The sequence below is a fragment of the Paenibacillus macquariensis genome (genome assembly GCF_900156375.1).
GTDB classification, from domain to species: domain Bacteria; phylum Bacillota; class Bacilli; order Paenibacillales; family Paenibacillaceae; genus Paenibacillus_AQ; species Paenibacillus_AQ macquariensis.
Window position 1 is genome coordinate 207568 of the sequence record NZ_FTNK01000008.1, and the last position, 17168, is coordinate 224735.

The 17168-nt window shown below is 41.0% G+C and carries 16 protein-coding genes; 7 read left to right on the forward strand and 9 right to left on the reverse strand.

The annotated features are described in order from the left end of the window. The first annotated feature begins 79 nt into the window (after positions 1 to 79). The 3 genes from BW961_RS16045 to BW961_RS16055 all read left to right on the forward strand — a co-directional run bounded on the left by BW961_RS16045 (position 80) and on the right by BW961_RS16055 (position 3279). Positions 80 to 1069, forward strand: a complete 990-nt coding sequence (locus BW961_RS16045; protein WP_068579580.1) for an aldo/keto reductase — start codon at positions 80 to 82, stop codon at positions 1067 to 1069. 145 nt (positions 1070 to 1214) lie between these two features. Then, positions 1215 to 2228 (forward strand): asparaginase, encoded by a 1014-nt coding sequence (locus BW961_RS16050; protein WP_068579581.1) that lies wholly within the window; start codon positions 1215 to 1217, stop codon positions 2226 to 2228. Between the two features lie 217 nt (positions 2229 to 2445). Beyond that, positions 2446 to 3279, forward strand: a complete 834-nt coding sequence (locus BW961_RS16055) for a CPBP family intramembrane glutamic endopeptidase (protein WP_068579583.1) — start codon at positions 2446 to 2448, stop codon at positions 3277 to 3279. 87 nt (positions 3280 to 3366) lie between these two features. Here the strand turns inward: BW961_RS16055 and BW961_RS16060 are convergent, their stop codons facing one another. The 7 genes from BW961_RS16060 to BW961_RS16090 form a co-directional block, all read right to left on the reverse strand. Further along, positions 3367 to 3825, reverse strand: coding sequence for a hypothetical protein (locus tag BW961_RS16060; protein WP_068579585.1), 459 nt, complete (start codon positions 3823 to 3825; stop codon positions 3367 to 3369). A 53-nt stretch (positions 3826 to 3878) separates the two neighbouring features. Then, the gene (locus BW961_RS16065; protein WP_068579586.1) at positions 3879 to 4334 is read right to left on the reverse strand and encodes a hypothetical protein; all 456 of its coding nucleotides are present in this window, start codon (positions 4332 to 4334) and stop codon (positions 3879 to 3881) included. Positions 4335 to 4384: 50 nt separating this feature from the next. Beyond that, positions 4385 to 4960, reverse strand: a complete 576-nt coding sequence (locus BW961_RS16070) for a hypothetical protein (RefSeq protein ID WP_068579588.1) — start codon at positions 4958 to 4960, stop codon at positions 4385 to 4387. A 54-nt stretch (positions 4961 to 5014) separates the two neighbouring features. Then, positions 5015 to 5488: a hypothetical protein gene (locus BW961_RS16075; protein WP_068579590.1), complete on the reverse strand. Its 474-nt coding sequence runs from the start codon at positions 5486 to 5488 to the stop codon at positions 5015 to 5017. A 140-nt stretch (positions 5489 to 5628) separates the two neighbouring features. Further along, positions 5629 to 6384 (reverse strand): MerR family transcriptional regulator, encoded by a 756-nt coding sequence (locus tag BW961_RS16080; RefSeq protein ID WP_068579592.1) that lies wholly within the window; start codon positions 6382 to 6384, stop codon positions 5629 to 5631. 130 nt (positions 6385 to 6514) lie between these two features. Next, a complete protein-coding gene (locus BW961_RS16085) occupies positions 6515 to 7282 on the reverse strand; it encodes a polysaccharide deacetylase family protein (protein WP_068579596.1) in 768 nt (255 codons plus the stop codon). Positions 7283 to 7403: 121 nt separating this feature from the next. After that, positions 7404 to 8273: a LysR family transcriptional regulator gene (locus tag BW961_RS16090; protein ID WP_068579600.1), complete on the reverse strand. Its 870-nt coding sequence runs from the start codon at positions 8271 to 8273 to the stop codon at positions 7404 to 7406. A 156-nt stretch (positions 8274 to 8429) separates the two neighbouring features. On the opposite strand from BW961_RS16090, the gene BW961_RS16095 reads away from it, so the two are divergent. The 4 genes from BW961_RS16095 (at position 8430) to BW961_RS16110 (ending at position 13379) form a co-directional block, all read left to right on the forward strand. Then, positions 8430 to 10172, forward strand: coding sequence for an ABC transporter ATP-binding protein (locus tag BW961_RS16095; protein ID WP_068579603.1), 1743 nt, complete (start codon positions 8430 to 8432; stop codon positions 10170 to 10172). Further along, on the forward strand, positions 10169 to 11908 hold the full coding sequence (locus BW961_RS16100) for an ABC transporter ATP-binding protein (protein ID WP_068579605.1): 1740 nt from the start codon (positions 10169 to 10171) through the stop codon (positions 11906 to 11908). The genes BW961_RS16095 and BW961_RS16100 overlap by 4 nt, the downstream gene beginning before the upstream one ends. 378 nt (positions 11909 to 12286) lie before the next feature. Next, positions 12287 to 13054 carry a C40 family peptidase gene (locus BW961_RS16105; protein WP_068579608.1) on the forward strand — a complete coding sequence of 256 codons (768 nt, stop codon included), beginning with the start codon at positions 12287 to 12289 and terminating at the stop codon, positions 13052 to 13054. A 139-nt stretch (positions 13055 to 13193) separates the two neighbouring features. Further along, positions 13194 to 13379, forward strand: a complete 186-nt coding sequence (locus tag BW961_RS16110) for a hypothetical protein (protein ID WP_068579611.1) — start codon at positions 13194 to 13196, stop codon at positions 13377 to 13379. 93 nt (positions 13380 to 13472) lie between these two features. Here BW961_RS16110 and BW961_RS16115 read toward each other — a convergent pair whose 3' ends face one another. Both BW961_RS16115 and BW961_RS16120 read right to left on the reverse strand, forming a co-directional pair. Next, complete coding sequence (locus tag BW961_RS16115; protein WP_068579614.1) at positions 13473 to 15293, reverse strand: ABC transporter ATP-binding protein; 1821 nt, start codon at positions 15291 to 15293, stop codon at positions 13473 to 13475. Next, a complete protein-coding gene (locus BW961_RS16120) occupies positions 15290 to 17140 on the reverse strand; it encodes an ABC transporter ATP-binding protein (RefSeq protein WP_068579617.1) in 1851 nt (616 codons plus the stop codon). The genes BW961_RS16115 and BW961_RS16120 overlap by 4 nt, the downstream gene beginning before the upstream one ends. Positions 17141 to 17168 lie beyond the last annotated feature (28 nt).

The window sequence follows — 17168 nt, forward strand, 5'->3', positions numbered from 1 at the left end:
AAATGCGTCCTTCCTGTTATGGGATGTTATCCATGGGGTGCCTATAATAAGGTTCATAATAGTGAAGGAGTGATTAGCAATGGTATATTCAGCAGATGATAAGCGTTATGAAATGATGACATATAGAAGATGTGGGAAAAGTGGATTGAAGTTACCGACGATTTCACTTGGACTGTGGCATAATTTCGGTGGGATAGATACGTTTGAGAATGGACGAGCTATGATAAGAAGAGCGTTCGATTTGGGGATTACTCATTTCGATCTAGCCAACAACTATGGCCCGCCCGCAGGTTCAGCAGAGGAGACTTTCGGTAGACTTTTAAGAGAAGACCTTAAGGCTTATCGTGATGAGATGATTATCTCGACCAAAGCGGGATATTACATGTGGCCGGGACCATATGGAGAATGGGGATCCAAGAAAAGCCTCGTTGCCAGTCTGGATCAAAGCTTAACTAGATTAGGACTCGACTATGTGGATATTTACTATCACCATAGACCAGATCAAGATACCCCTCTTGAAGAGACGATGGCTGCGCTGGATTTAATCGTTCGTCAAGGGAAGGCCCTCTATGTTGGTCTTTCGAATTATTCACCTGAGATGACGATCGAAGCCTCTCGTATTCTGAGAAGACTAGGAACGCCATGCTTGATTCACCAACCACAATATTCGATGTTAGGGCGCGGTCCTGAACAAGGCTTACTGAGTGTACTAGAGGAGGAAGGAATAGGCTCTATTGCGTTCTCTCCTCTGCATAAAGGAATTCTGACGGATCGTTACTTAAATGGAATCACGGCAGACTCGAGAGCTGCTGGTCCGAGCGTATTCATGAATCCATCGGAACTGACAGAAGAGTTATTGGCTAAGGTAGCCAAACTTAATGATATGGCATTGGAACGCGGACAGAAGCTGTCCCAAATGGCATTAGCTTGGACACTTCGCGGTGGACATGTTACTTCTGCCCTGATTGGGGCAAGTAAGGTTAGCCAAATTGAAGATGCTGTAGGCACAATCAATAATCTATCCTTCACCGACGAGGAACTTACACGAATCGATCAAATATTGGCTTGATATTAATAGATATACTGGGAGGAACATCGATGACGACTAAGGTCAATCGATGTTCCTTTTTCCTGTGAGAATATTTATGATAAAATAAGTTGTTGGTTCATAATAAGAGATCGGCGCATAAGAAGTACAAAAGGAGATAACCTATATGTCTGAAGCGATTGAAGTGTTTAGAGGGGAATTTGTTGAGAGTTCACACCACATTCACGTAGCTGTAGTAAACCATGAAGGAAAGCTACTGTACTCATATGGAGATCCGAACCGTTTGACGTTTCCGCGTTCGGCTATGAAGCCATTTCAAGCCGTTCCACTTGTAGAGACGGGAACAGCGAAGGCATTGGGATATAGCGCTGCGGAGATTTCAATAAGTTGTGCATCCCATAGTGGGGAACCCATTCATCGTGAAGCAGTGATGAACATTCTTGGAAGAGCTAACTTGATAGAAAGTGATTTACAGTGTGGAACTCATGTGCCGAGGGATACAGCTAGTTACAAGGAGCTGATTCGAGAAGGGAAGGAACTCACACCCGTATTCAGTAATTGCTCGGGTAAGCATTCTGGGATGCTGGCTACAGCGGTGCATATGAATGAGGATATTCGCACGTACCCTGAGATTGGGCATCCAGTTCAACAGCGAATTCTAAGTGTGATTGAAGAAGTCTGTCAGTATCCTAAGGAGCAAATAGGTATTAGTGTAGATGGTTGTGGTCTGCCAGTACACCAGATCCCACTCTATAATGCTGCACTGGGTTTCGCTCGATTGGCACACCCAGAGGGAACCGTAACTGAGGGAAGAGCAATGGCGTTATCCACCATCCGTGATGCGATGATGGAGCGTCCAGAGATGGTTGCTGGAACGAAACGGTTCGATACAGATGTCATGAGAACTTTTAAAGGGAACATTGTCGCTAAACTAGGGGCTGAAGGGGTACAGTGCATAGGCATCGTCGATCGCGGTATTGGCATTGCCATTAAGACTGAAGATGGAACTGATCGTGCAGCAGGCGTTGCGGCGATGGAAGTGTTAAGACAACTGGGGATCGGTGACGAGACCACAAATGAATTATTGAAAGATTACATTCATGCACCAGTACTGAATGCGAGAAATGCAAAGATAGGTGTTGTGAAGGCGAATTTTGTTTTGAACCCAGCTACGAGGTAGTCCGAATCTTATTAATAGCATGAGAAAAGTTGAAACCCACTCTGAGATCGTAATTCAGGGTGGGTTTTTGTTATTTTTTAGAAATGTAGCGGTCGTTTATTAATATAAATACTGGGTTATAAAGAAATTTTATCTATAAATAGAATATTGGAATATTTTATAATATAATTATTCAGTTAGGTTAATTAGCATTAATACATATCTCATGGAGGTTCAAATGAAAAAGAGATCAATCATTACCGGAAAGATCATATTGACCTTTGTTATCTTTGCTGTTCTATTAGCTTTAGGATCGATGTTACTTTCTATTTCTATCGGGGGTGAAATTACTCCATCAGATTCACGGCTTATTTCAACGGTAAGTATGATCCTCGCACCATTCTTAACATATATGTTTTTTGAGAAAAAGAATAAATGGAGTATGGGATTACAACAATCTTATGCTGTGAAAAGTACGGTACAAGGATTACTGGCAGGCATTTTATTAATAAGCCTAAGCTTTCTAGCGATTTGGCTGTTTAATGGGTTACACATCAACTCCATTCAATATGATTCCGAAACACTTCGGGGGGTTGGCATCAGCTTTGTTTTGTTTATTTTAGTAGCGTTTAGTGAAGAAATCTTATTTCGGGGTTATATTCAAGGATTGTTAAGAAATCATTATGGAGCAAATATAGCTATTATCCATTCTTCTATCCTGTTCGCATTACTACATATTATGAATCCTGGAATTTTATCAACGCCCTTTACTCTCATTAATATATTTCTAATTGGAATATTTTTTGCGATTACACGTGAATTGACAGGTGGGATATGGTTACCAATTGGATTTCACCTAACATGGAATTTCTTCCAAGGAAATATTTTTGGATTCGCAGTCTCAGGTACCGATAGTAAAACGATTATCTCAATAAGTTCACAAGGAAACAGTCTCATTTCAGGCGGAGAATTTGGTGCAGAGGGAAGTATTCTAGCTACGGTGATCATCTTAATTGCATGCATAATTGTCATAAGATTAAGAAAAACGAAGTCGGCGCCATTGTCTTTCTGACTAATTAGCTAGTGTTTATCGCTTTATGCGTGGCATAACAAATAGAAGCCCGAACCACCTTCTGTGGTTTAGGGCCTCTATTTGTTATTACGATTGCCGAATAAGGGATCCTCTTGTGTATACTGTTGTCGGGACAGGTCCATCATACTGAACAGAAGTAGGAAGTTCCGTCTTCAGTCCATAGTTTGATTCAATTTGATGTATGAGGGTCTCATCTACATACGGTATGCCGTATTGACGAGCTTCTAATCGAGTTAAGAATTCTTTTCTAATGTTAAAAGCGTGTATCATAGACGTAAAGGCACCGATTAAAAGAGAATATGACCATACATAAGTTAAAATATTTGAGTTGATCTTAAACAGTATATCAATGAACACAAGAAAAAAAGGGATTGCATAGAGTGTTCCATACAGAGTCCAGCGCTTATGTTGTACTCTCCACCCTACATATATAAAGGCAATCCAGTTAAAATAGAAGGTGAAGGGTAACAATATCCACCATGACCGTGCTATTTTCCACAACAATCCTTTAGGTTGCCTATTCACTATTGATAAACCTCCAAGTCCAAATCATCCTATTTCCTATTCTAATGTTCATATTATGATTGCCGAGTGAGTGGCCCTCTGTCAGAAACCGTTGACGGTACAGGTCTATTAGAATGAACCGCTTCAGGAAGATCTGGTCCTAGCCCATATTCAGATTCAATCTGATGTGTAAGCGTCGCATCTGCATATTTCTTGGCCAACTCACTAGCTTCTAATCGGATTAGGAATTCTTTCCTAATCTTAAAGGCATGTGAAATAGAAATGACACCACCAACTAGAAAGACGCCACCCCATAAAGTATTAACACTTTTGCTCTCAATAAATGAATCACTTACTAAACTCAAAAAGAAGGGGATAGAATATATCAAGCCATACTTTGTCCAACTTTTGTTCTTCACTTTCATACCAATATACAAAAAGGAAACCCAATTTAATATAAAGGTGAAGGTTAGTAAAATCCACCAAGATTGTCTTAAATTCCACAAGAATCCCTTACGCGTCTTATTCATTGTAAATCGCCTCCCAATAACCCAATTGCCTTACGAGTGCTATTGTTAAATTAAGATTGCCGAATAAGGGGTCCTCTTGTGTATATTGTTTTCGGGACAGGACTTTTAAAATGTTCCTCAAAATGTTCCTCAAAATGTTCCTCAAAATTAACCTCAATATTAACCTTAGAATTAACCTCAGAATGAACCTTAGAATTAACCTCAGAATGAACCTTAGAATTAACCTCAGAATGTTCCTTATTAAAATGAACCTTATTAGAATTGAGCGCATATTCAGATTGGATCTGACGAAAGCGTTCTTCTTTTAAATACTGCTGACCTTCTAATCGAATAAGGAACTCTTTTCTAATGATGAAGGCGTGAACCATAGAAGATAACCCTCCTACATAAATTGAACTTACTGCTATTGTTGCTATTAACCCGAATTCTGGATCAATGATTGCCGCTATGATCATGAAAATGAAGGGGAAAGAGTAAATCGCTCCATACATTGACCAACGTTTACTTTTCACCTTCGAGCCAATATAGAAGAAAGCAATTCCATTTAAAAGAAAGGTGAAGGTTAGTAAAATCCACCAAGATTGCGCCAACTTCCAAAATAAACTTTTACGTGAATGATTCATCATTTATAAACCTCCAAGTTATCCGTATTGCCGTACAATTTAAATATGTATATAGTGCTACTTACTGTGTGATGATTGGCGAATTAAATTGCCCTTTGCTGGGATGGTTTGAGGAAGCGCACGTTTCGAATGCTCCGGCTCAGTTGTATTAAGGTTGAAGTCAACGCCATACTCATCTTCAATCTTGTGCTTCAGTTCATTCTCTTCTCTTATGGAAGATAATTGCCGAGCTTCTAATCGAAGGAGATATTCTTTTCTAACCTTGAATGTGTGTATGATACTAATAATCCAACTGATGAGGAGAATGGGTACTCCTAAGTTCATTTGCCAACTTTCTTGCTCGTTTGGAGATATAAGTGTAAGTCCTCCAAAACAAGTTACAGCATAAACAACGCCCCAAATCGCAAACGATTTACTTCTCACTCTCATGGCAATGTAGAAAAAGGCTGACCAGTATAAGAAGAAAATAAGGGTTAGCAGTATCCACCATGAATGAACGATTCTCCACAATAATGATTTGCGATTTAACATATGTAACCTCCGTTTAGATATTTGTCCCATCTACCGGGCTGTGTCACTGTGTGTACATGAATAAGGGAGCCGAACGCTCCGACCCCCCAGTATAACTTATACCTGATTATACCATATTACCTTAACAATATATGACTATTTTACGCAGTGTATATCAGAATAGCATCTCTTAGGAACGCGGCTGTGCCCGGTTGTTTCACATCATAATAAGCAGTAAATCGTTCATCATCCACGTACATTTGAGCTAACCCAGCGTGAGCTTCCTTACTATACGTAGTCCAATAACAACTCAACCATTGACGATGCAGATCTACAGCATGTTGCGCGGGTTCGCTTGCGGGATCACCTGTGATCATCGCTTTAGCAAGAGCTTCATGGACGCAAGCTTCTAATTGTTCAACATCTGCATACTGTGTTTCCGTCATGTTCATCATCTTCTGGTTGGTTAGATTAATGGATTCATCACCATATTTCGCTCTAATTTCATTACCATAGTTCTTCTCGTTATCGTCGATTAAAGTCTGCTTGAACCCATCGAATTTCTCTTCATTTGTCATTGTTATTCCCCCTTTGGAGTGGGCCAATGTTGAATCAACATTAGCGATTAATTGATCTAATTGTGCTCGTTTCTTAAGAAGTTTCGCACGATGTTCTCTCAGTGCTGTATTCCCATCAAAGGAGGGAGAGGTCATTATTTCTTTTATGATGTCAAGACTCACTCCTAACTCCCTGAAAAAAAGAATCTGCTGTAACCGATCAACTTCGGGTTGACCATAAATACGATATCCTGATGAGTTCGTTCTAGCGGGTTTAAGTAGATCAATCTGATCATAATATCTTAATGTTCTAGTGCTAATACCTGCCATATGTCCTAACTTATGCACGGTATATTCCATGAGCTCACCTCCCTGACTTCATAAGCGTACACCTTGACGTAACGTCATAGTCAATAGTTATTTATGGAATGAAAAAACTGCAGCACTATCTCTATAGAAGATAGTACTGCAGTCTCGTCTGTGTGAATGATTAGTGAGTGACTCTTATATCTTGTCCTACATTTTCTTTATTTGAGATTAGATCGGAGACCGTTACAAATGAGTAACCTCTCTTAATTAATTCTGGCAAAATAATAGTTAAGGCATCGACCGTTTGAACACTGTTATGAACAAAGTCGTGCATCAATACGATATCGCCATTGTCAACGTTGTTAAGTACCTTATTCACAATTTTGTTTACACCTGGACTCATCCAATCCTTGGTGTCTTGATCCCATGACCACAGAATCATTAACAATTGATTGTCTTTACAGATGTTAACAGCAGATTCGCTATAGCTACCACCGGGTGGACGAAATAGTGTTGCTTTTTGTCCTATAGCTTTATATATAGCTTCTTGTGTTCGAGTTAATTCATTGAGTAATTTAGTTCTAGGGATATTCTGAAAAGAAGCATGATCAAAGGAATGATTGCCGATCTCATGTCCTTCGAGATATGCTCTTTTGACAATTTCGGGATACTTTTCTACGCGATTACCTACGACAAAAAAAGTGGCTTTGGCTTGATATTTTTTTAGAAGATTAAGGATCGCAGGGGTTTTTGTATAATCAGGTCCGTCATCAAAGGTAAGGGCAATAACTTTGTTCTTTGTAGGAACTTCCCATACGATATCACCACGTTTCTCATAATAGTCTCTTCCTTTACTAAAGGTAGAATGAGGCTCCGCATATGTAGTGTTGATGAATAGATTGGCTATAGTGAATATGGTTAGTATTCGAGTTATATTCCAGATCTTCATGAGTCCTCCCTTTTTGGTTCTTATTTGTATCATGAATGTTAGAGTTCACCACAATATAACCAATTATTCAGAGATCACAATACCCCTCAGGAAGTAGATGAAGGGAAGCCCATTGGGGTTACTAATGTTGGCCGAAATTTTCGATAAATTTGGTTGCCAGAGAGGAAATATATTTATCTTTTATCCAGATGGCCGCGATTTGTGTTCGTAATGCTTCGTTTCGGATCTCTTTGTAGATTAGATTCTCACGATTCGCGAGGTCTAGAGCAGATTTAGGAACAATACCGATGCCAAGCCCTGCATTTGCCCAGAACAGTGTTGTACGTGCATCGTCATTTTTGCAAAAGATTACAGGATCAAATCCTTCCTTCAAGCAGGTTTCGCGAATAAGTTGTTCAAATCTGCGGTAAATGATGAGGGGTTTATCTATTAACTCGTTCACATCAATGGTATCTTCAGTGGTTGTCCAATCATATTCCTGCGTCATGACAGCGATCATGGGCTCAGACTGTGCGTATCTGTATTCGAGATTGGATGTGTTAAAAGGAGTTCTGACAATGCCTACTTCAACAATGCCTTTAGATAAAAGATCGATAATCATAAAGGTATTTCCCTCATGGATCTCAAACTTGACGCCCGAATAGGTCTTGTGAAATTTGGAGAGACTTTCCGTCAAAAGCGTTGCACCCGAAGAGGACACTGTGCCAATGGAAAGTGTTCCATTTAGTCCTTTCACGAAATCCGTGATTTCCCTAGCTGTAGAATCGGTTAGCTCTAAGATTTGTTGTGCTCTATTTCGTAGGATAATCCCTGCATCCGTGAGTTGAACACTACGTGGTTTGCGTTCCACAAGCGTAACACCAAGCTCTTCTTCCAAAAGCTTGAGCTGTTGACTCAGAGGGGGTTGTGCCATTTGAAGTTTCTTGGCTGCTGAGGTAATCTGACCTTCTTCAGCGATAGCAAGGAAATATTTGAGTTGTCTGATATCCATATGAATCCTCCTGTAGTAAATTGAGATACGAAAAAAGTATCGAAAGGATACGAAACGAATATTTTTAATATGATATGAGCTATGCAATAATCATAATCAATACTACATAATAGTCAAATGCTTCAACCAATTCTTAACGGTAGGTGATGATTAACATTGTTTAAGCTAGCTGTATATTTAAGAGCGTATAAGAAAGAGGTTATTATTGGTCCGATTTTCAAACTATTGGAAGCCATATTTGAACTACTACTTCCAACCATCGTCGCGCTTATGATCAATAAAGGAATAGGGATGCGGGATACTTCCTATGTATTTAAAATGGGAGGGCTTATGCTTGCGCTCTCCATCGTCGGGTTTGGCTGTTCGCTGATCTGTCAGTATTATGCGTCGCGTGCCTCACAAGGTTTCGGTACTACACTGCGTAACAAGTTATTCAAACATATCTCTTCACTGTCCTATGCAGAGATGGATAAGTATGGTACATCATCACTCATCAATCGGATAACGAATGATGTTAATCAGCTTCAATTGGCTGTCGCCATGCTGATACGTCTCGTTATTAGAGCGCCATTCATTTGTATTGGTGCGATTATCATGTCGATGATCTTAGATTTCAGGTTGTCACTGATTTTACTGGTAGCTACACCTGTGTTTGGCATTATCTTATATTTCATCATCACACGTACAGCACCGATGTATCGAACATATCAGCAGAAGTTAGACCGAATTGCACTTGTCTTAAGTGAGAATCTTTCGGGTGTTCGAGTTATTCGTGCATTCGCAAAGAGTAGACAAGAAAGAGCGCGATTTAATGAATCCTCGGAGGATTTAACTCGGACAGCTATTCGTGTAAGTCGGATTTCAGCATTGTTAAACCCGTTGACTACGCTCGTGGTTAATGTAGCTATCATCGCTATACTATGGGTTGGTGGTGTTCACATTAATGTGGGTGAACTATCACAAGGTGAAATTATCGCCTTTATCAACTACATAACGCAAATTTTGTTGGCATTAATCGTTGTATCGAACCTTGTCATTATTTTCACCAAAGCCTCATCTTCGGCAGCGAGAATTAATGAAGTGTTAGCGACAACAACCTCCATTCCTGATCACGGAGATGTTGGTTCGGTCAATGTGACTAACAGGATAAATGCACCTGCCATTCAATTTAATAACGTGTCCTTTGGCTACAATAAGATGGGCGAATTGGCGCTTGAGAACGTAACACTTGAGATTGCACATGGAGAGACCATTGGAATAATCGGTGGTACTGGATCAGGGAAATCCACGTTTGTGAACCTGATTGCAAGGTTCTATGATGCGTCACAAGGAGATATATGGATAGATGGAGTTCATGTGAAAGACTATTCGTTGCAACAATTAAGAAGTCGAATAGGTATTGTTCCGCAAAAGGCCTTGCTCTTTACGGGTACCATTGCGGAAAATATCCGTTGGGGTAACGAGCACGCGACAGACGATGAGATGATGAAGGCAGCTGCTATTGCGCAGGCTGAGGAATTTATACTAAAGCTTCCGGAAGGATACAACACAAAGGTGTCTAGAGGTGGAATTAACTTATCTGGTGGACAGAAGCAACGGTTGACGATTGCTCGTGCCGTGGTAGCTCAACCACACATTCTTATTCTAGACGATTCATCGAGTGCGTTAGATTTTGCAACAGATGCAGCACTAAGACGTGAATTGAAGGAAAACAGTGTACAGATGACGGTGCTTATGGTGTCGCAGCGGGTCAGTAGTGTACAGCAAGCCGATAAAATCATTGTATTTGAGGAAGGGCGGATTGCTGGCATAGGCACACATGATGAACTGATGACCAGTTGCGAGGTATATAAGGAAATTTACCTGTCCCAACTTTCCAGTGAGGAGTCACGCAAATGAATACGAAGGAAACATGGAATAGACTATTAACGTACGCCGGACAATATAGAAAAAATGCCATTTGGGCAGTGATATGTGCTGTTATCAGTGTTGTTGCAAGTCTGATTGGTCCGTTGTTGATTGGTAAAACGGTCGACCAAATGATTGGTGTTGGTAAAGTCCAGTTCGATAATATTAGAGAGTTATTAGTTATATTAGCGATTGTATATGTCATCGGGAGTCTCTTTGGATGGTTGTTAATCAATTTGACGAACCGTATCGCTTACCAGACGGTATATGATATGCGCCGGGAGCTCTTTGATAAGCTGAATATTCTTCCGTTAAGTTACCACGATAATCACCCGCAAGGTGACAGCATAAGTCGATTCGTTAATGACATGGATGCTGTGTCAGATGGACTTCTTCAAGGTTTCTCGACATTGCTTACAGGTGTCATTACCATTGTGGGGGCACTTGTGTTCATGCTGTATATCAGTCCGATGATGACCCTAGTTGTTCTGATCTCAGCTCCGGTATCGTACTATGTGGCACGGTTCATTACGACAAGGTCACAGCAACTATTTCGTGAACAAGCTACCATTCTAGGTGGATTAAATGGGTATGTGGAAGAAATGATTGGCGGACAAAAAGTCGTGCAGGCATTGCAATACGAAGAGCGTTCTTTTAGTGAGTTCGAGCAGAAGAATCAAGCGTTATATGAAAAGGGAATGCGATCCCAATTCTATGGTTCACTATCCAATCCTGCAACCCGCTTAGTGAACAACGTTACGTTCTCGATTATTGCCATTATTGGTAGTGTGGCTGTCATTCTTAACACCGTAACGGCGGGGGAACTTTCTAGCTTTCTCATCTTCTCGAACTTATTTGCTAAGCCGTTCAATGAAATTACGGGCGTCTTAACACAACTTCAATCGGCAACCGCATCTTCTCAGCGTATTTTCTCAGTTCTTGATTTGAACCCTGAACAACCTGATCATGCCAATGCACTTCAGTTGAAACAAAGTAAAGGGACGATTACTTTTGATAAAGTAAAGTTCGCATATCAACCAGATCGGCCTTTGATCACGAACTTCAGCCTAGTAGTACACCCAGGTACACGTATTGCTATCGTCGGTCAGACGGGGGCTGGTAAGACAACATTGGTTAATCTTCTCATGAGGTTTTATGATGTGAATAGTGGGGTAATCATGATTGATGGCGTCAATATAAATGAGATCACACGTGATAGCTTACGGCAAAATTTCGGTATGGTGCTACAAGAAACATGGTTGTATGGGGCTAGCATACGGGATAATATAGCTTACGGGAAACAGGATGCGACTGACGAAGAGGTCGTTGCGGCAGCGAAATCAGCCCATGCGCATAGCTTCATCAAGCGATTACCTGAGGGGTATGACACGCTGATTACGGGTGCAGGAGGAAGCCTATCCCAAGGACAGGAACAACTTCTGACGATTGCACGCGTGATGTTAGTCGACCCACCCATGTTAATTTTAGATGAGGCAACCAGTAGTATTGATACTCGGACTGAGATTCGTATCCAGAAGGCTTTTCAGAAGATGATTGAAGGTAGAACGAGCTTTGTGATTGCTCACAGACTATCCACGATTAGAGAAGCAGACTTGATTCTGTATATGAAGAACGGCGATGTCGTTGAAAGTGGAAGCCACGAACAGTTATTAGCGAGTGGCGGGCATTATGCTGAGTTATATAACAGCCAGTTTACATCAGTTTAACTGATCCTTATTAGAAAATAGCTGTACTTCTTGCCATTGTTGATGATTATTTCATAGTAATTAATGGTAAATAGAGATTGCTGCATTGAAACAGACTAGGTCTTTAGACCTAGTCTGTTTTTTGTGTCTATTTTTCTCGCATATGTGGATGAAAGTAGCGGTATATATAATAGTTACAATATTTTAACCTATTAGTTACAAAGTTTTTACTTATTATAATTGGGATATTTATGATTTTTACTTATAACGTGACAGTTCTTTGTACCTGAATTACTAATTGTGAATTGAGACCATAGACCGATTATCTCTAGGCAGGAAGAACTCTACAATGGGGACAAGCAATGCAGGAACATTAGCATCTTAGGAGGTAATAACAACATGATGATTAGTAAAAAAGTGATAACTGCATCACTAACAGCAGTAATGCTGTTCGGAAGCTTGTCCGCAACAGCTTTTGTACAACAAGTAGAGGCTGCTACAACAACAACTTCAAAAGTAATTTGGGGAGTGAATTTACGTCAGGCTCCATCCAGTACGTCAACGATTATTAGAATGATCCCTAAAGGTGAAAATGTCGAAGTTCTAGGGAAATCCGGAACAGCATTTCTTAAAGTCAAGGACACGAAGGGGAAAGTTGGTTATATTTCTTCGTTGTCTAAATATACGCAACCAGTGTCGACTGGTACGGATAACAACACCACTATAAATAATAGTGTAGAGAAAGTAATTAAAGCAGGAATGAAGTATTTGGGAACACCTTATGAGTATGGTTCAAGCCGCTCCAATACATCTACATTCGATTGCTCCGACTTTGTACGTCAGGCTTTCATTGACGGTGTTGGGATAAAGCTACCAGCAGATTCAAGAGCACAAGGCAATTACGTGAAGGCTAAAGGTGCGGTTGTGAAGGATGTGTCCAAGCTGAAACGCGGAGATGTAATGTTCTTCATGTCCTATAAAGGAACAAGCTCATCAGCTTATTCAAGTGCGAACAAAGCCAAAGCTACCATTACACACACAGGCATTTATTTAGGAAATGGAGAAATTCTTCATACCTACTCTAAGGAATCCGGTGGTGTTACGATTAGCAAGATTAGTGGAACTCACTGGGAGAAACGATTCTTGTTCGGCGGAAGTGCGCTTTAATCACGAAAGATATAGCTAATTAGATAAGACCCCTACGAATTGAATCGAAGGGGTCTTAGTATTAGGAATGGAAAATGATATACTACTTGTAAGAATTTATCTCAAATCGCGGAGTTTTCTATAAGAATGGAGTAGAGTCATGATCAGAAAAAGTTGTTCATTAGATACAGATTTTCAAAGATCGATTACTTTTCAAAGAAATATAGAAGTATGGGTGGAACAAAAGCTAGTCATTATGGGTAGAGTAGAATCTTTTACGGTGGAAGCTGTTCGAATTGAGGGTACTGAGTATCCAAGAAGTTCATGTGAGTTTATCATGGTGTAATTGTATAAATGGATTGAATTCATGTGATGAATATAGATATAGAAGAAAGAAACGGTAGGCCAAAGTGTTGCTTGGTCTACCGTTTTATTATGGTTAGATTATGGACACTGTAGATGCTTTATCAATGACATTATCTTCGGACGATCTAAACTGAATGTTGTATAGTTCGGCATACAGTCCGTTCAGCTCTAATAACCTTTCGTGAGACCCTTCCTCTATGATCCTACCTTGATCTAACACGATAATTCTAGAAGCTTCTCGTACCGTAGATAGTCGGTGTGCAATGACTACCGTTGTTCTATCCTTCATAAGTAAATCAAGGGATTGTTGAACAATCCGTTCTGATTCATTATCCAAAGCTGAAGTAGCCTCATCTAGAAGAAGAAGTGGAGCATTGCGAAGGAAGGCTCTAGCAATGGCGATTCGTTGTCTTTGTCCACCGGATAAGGTTGAACCATGTTCTCCTATCAGGGTATCGAAACCCGCGGGCATTTTTGAAATAAAGTCTTCTGCACCTGCTAGTCTAGCTGCTTCATGAATTTCTTCTTCTGTCGCATCGCTTGCACTGAAAGCAATGTTGTCTCGTATAGTACCGGAGAACAAATAGGGGGTCTGGGGTACATATGTAATCATTGCGCGTGTTTCTTCTAGTTGATCTTGAACAGACTTTCCGTAAATGGAAATGATACCGATATTCGGTTCGTACAGCCCACAACATAATCGGGCAAGTGTCGTCTTCCCAGATCCGCTTGGCCCCACAACAGCGATGGTCTCTCCAGCGGCAATATTCAGATGTATTCCTGCAAAAAGTGGTGATTCGCTTCCATCAAGCGATTGGTGCGTATAATGGATATTCTCTAAGGACAATGCAGCGATTCCATTTGAATGCTCTGGGGTTGAGGTCGGTTCTGAATAATTCTTAACGGCCCCCTCATCAGGCATCTCGAGTATAGCGAACACACGATCAGCTGCCCCTAGCGCCTCTTGTACCCCACCCCAAGTCTGAGACATATTGACAAATGGCCACTGCACACGCCCCATCAGAATGATAAATGCTAGGACTTCACCTGTTGTCGTTCCACCTCTTATGGCAGACATTGCAATCAATCCAGCACAAGTGATCAAGACTAGATTATTAACAAATGCGGATGATTGCCACAAAAGTCCATTTATAATCGTCCTTTTTCGTTGCAACTGGTTCAACTTCTCACGTTCAAGTACATATCGGTTTAGGAGAACATCTTCTAGGGCGAACGCCCGTACAACCTTCATTCCTTGTAAAGTTTCTTGCAATAAGCCACGCAGTTCTGCTTCTTTCTTATAGATCTCAGTGGATAGCTTACGTAACTTTCGATCAAAGAAACGACCAGAAAGAAATACAATTGGTCCTGAACCAAGGGCTAGAAGCGCAATCCACACGTCCATTTGGGCCAGATATAGAAACGAAACAAAGCAGAGAAGAAGATTGTAGCCTAGATCGTATACGATGCTATTAATCATCCCTATTGCCATACCTGCATCCTTATTATTGCGTGATGTCAGATCTCCTGAATGCATGGATTGGACATGGTTGAAAGGGATTCTATGACTCTTGTCAAAAAGTCTGGAGCGAAAATCCCAAGACATACGGCTCTGTACAACGTATCGGAAATAATGTTGTAGCATGATACAACAGATAATAATGACACAAGCTATTGCACAAATGACCGTCGCACGCTTAAGAGAGTCCATGCTTGAACTATTGATGGTATCAATGAATACCTGCTGAACGACTGCAAAACCAATGTCCATCACGAGATGAGCAGACAGAAGGAGAATGGCAAGAATAAGCCCGATACGGTAGGGTACCGAATAAGATATCAGTCTGGGTAGAATATATCTCAATGATTGAGTGGAAGGACTTTTTTCTTTCATACGTTAACCTCCACAGGCTCAACAAGGATATCCTCTTTCAAAAAGGTGGTCTCAACCATCGTTCTATACTTACTTTGTGATGCCATTAATTCGTAATGTGTACCTGCTTCAACAATAGACCCGGACTCCATATAATAGATCCGATCTGCATCTATTATCGTGGATAATCTGTGGGCAATAACAACCGTCGTTCGACCGAACATGAGTTGTTGAAGTGCTTGTTGGACAAGTTCTTCATTGTGGCTATCGAGTGCTGCTGTGGGTTCATCGAGTAACAATAGTTGTGGCTCACTGACGAAAGCTCTAGCGATAGATAATCGTTGACGTTCTCCTCCCGATAATGTGAGCCCTCGTTCACCGATGAAGGTCTCATATTGTAAGGGGGTTCTCATGATGAACTCGTGAATACCTGCACTTTGTGCGGCTTTAATGATGTCATCACGTGTGGCGCCGGCTCTTCCCCAAGCGATATTCTCATACAACGTACCAGAGAATAGATATGGTTCTTGAGACACGTAAGCAATACCATGACGCCAGACACGAGGGTGAATTGTGCTAAGACATTCATCACCCGTACGAATATGTCCTTCGTGGGGTTCATATACGGCAAGCAGTAAATTAAGAAGGGTACTTTTACCACTGCCACTAGGGCCTGCCAATGCTGTCACCTTTCCGGGTTCGATCGTAAGTGAGACACCTGTCAACACTTGATCATCGCCATAGCGGAAGCCGACCCGTTCGAATCTGATAGCATGAGATCGATTCACTACTTGCTTGCTGGCATCCATAGGCTTCATGTAAGGATCAATAGGAAGAGAAGTATTATGCTCAACACCTACACCTTCTTCCGCCAGATCAAGGACTTCAAACAATCGGTTGCTCTGTGCTAAGGAAACTTGCATCTCAGTCCATAGATTAGCAAGACGAGAAACGGGATTCGTGATTTGCTCGAAACAAAATAGAAATGCTGCGATGGCACCTACATCAAGGCGACCATCAATGACGAGGTAACCGCCATAGGATAGAACATACAGCAACCCACCAAGGATAACGGCTAGGGGCATGTTATACCCCACGGCTTCTATTCGCGATATAGGCAAATGAATTTTGAAATATTTCTTTACTCGTTGCGCAAATTGCGCTTGAAGTTTGGGAGCAAGTGAGAAGGTTCGAACGACTTCGGCACCTTGTATCGTATCTTGGATGAAAACTTGTTGTTCAGATTCGATTTGTTGTCTTTTCCCATACATGGTACGTAGACGAGAGGTAAATGGGAGTAGGACTAGAGGAACGATGGAGCAGATGATCACAGTTCCTAAGGTCAATACATATTGAAGGGATAACAGATACGTAAGTAGGAAGGTGAGTTGCATCAGATTGCTTATCAATTCGATTGTTTTTTGATTAATACCTTGTTGGGCAACGACGGCGGAATCATTGATTCGGCTTATGAGATCGGCAGAATGATAACGATCCAGATCCTTATGTTTTACTTTCAATAACTTGGATAGAATAGAGGCCTGGAGTGCGGAAGTAGATTTGAATTCAAGTATCCCTGATAAATAAGTCCTGAGGAAGTTTGCACCAGCATCTACGATAACGACGACACCACCAAATAGGAGACTAGTGAGCAATAATGACATATCCTGGTTGGTGGCGGCATTGATAATACGACGTAATGACTCAGCGAGGGCAACAGTCGCAAGAGAGACGATTGCCGATAGGAGGCATAATATAACATACCGACCCAAGTAAGGTTTGCCTAGTTTCATTAAACGTTTCAAAGTATTAGACGTAGCTGGGATTGCACGGTTATGTACAACCTCCTCGTTCATTTCTCTACTCAAGTTACATCCTCCTCATGGTCAATAATTA

Excerpts from the sequence above, each read along its gene's own strand:
- BW961_RS16045 (WP_068579580.1), top strand. The coding sequence starts at position 80 with ATGGTATATTCAGCAGATGATAAGCGTTATGAAATGATGACATATAGA.
- BW961_RS16050 (WP_068579581.1), top strand. The coding sequence starts at position 1,215 with ATGTCTGAAGCGATTGAAGTGTTTAGAGGGGAATTTGTTGAGAGTTCA.
- BW961_RS16055 (WP_068579583.1), top strand. The coding sequence starts at position 2,446 with ATGAAAAAGAGATCAATCATTACCGGAAAGATCATATTGACCTTTGTT.
- BW961_RS16065 (WP_068579586.1), bottom strand. The coding sequence starts at position 4,334 with ATGAATAAGACGCGTAAGGGATTCTTGTGGAATTTAAGACAATCTTGG.
- BW961_RS16070 (WP_068579588.1), bottom strand. The coding sequence starts at position 4,960 with ATGATGAATCATTCACGTAAAAGTTTATTTTGGAAGTTGGCGCAATCT.
- BW961_RS16075 (WP_068579590.1), bottom strand. The coding sequence starts at position 5,488 with ATGTTAAATCGCAAATCATTATTGTGGAGAATCGTTCATTCATGGTGG.
- BW961_RS16080 (WP_068579592.1), bottom strand. The coding sequence starts at position 6,384 with ATGGAATATACCGTGCATAAGTTAGGACATATGGCAGGTATTAGCACT.
- BW961_RS16085 (WP_068579596.1), bottom strand. The coding sequence starts at position 7,282 with ATGAAGATCTGGAATATAACTCGAATACTAACCATATTCACTATAGCC.
- BW961_RS16090 (WP_068579600.1), bottom strand. The coding sequence starts at position 8,273 with ATGGATATCAGACAACTCAAATATTTCCTTGCTATCGCTGAAGAAGGT.
- BW961_RS16100 (WP_068579605.1), top strand. The coding sequence starts at position 10,169 with ATGAATACGAAGGAAACATGGAATAGACTATTAACGTACGCCGGACAA.
- BW961_RS16105 (WP_068579608.1), top strand. The coding sequence starts at position 12,287 with ATGATGATTAGTAAAAAAGTGATAACTGCATCACTAACAGCAGTAATG.
- BW961_RS16110 (WP_068579611.1), top strand. The coding sequence starts at position 13,194 with ATGATCAGAAAAAGTTGTTCATTAGATACAGATTTTCAAAGATCGATT.
- BW961_RS16115 (WP_068579614.1), bottom strand. The coding sequence starts at position 15,293 with ATGAAAGAAAAAAGTCCTTCCACTCAATCATTGAGATATATTCTACCC.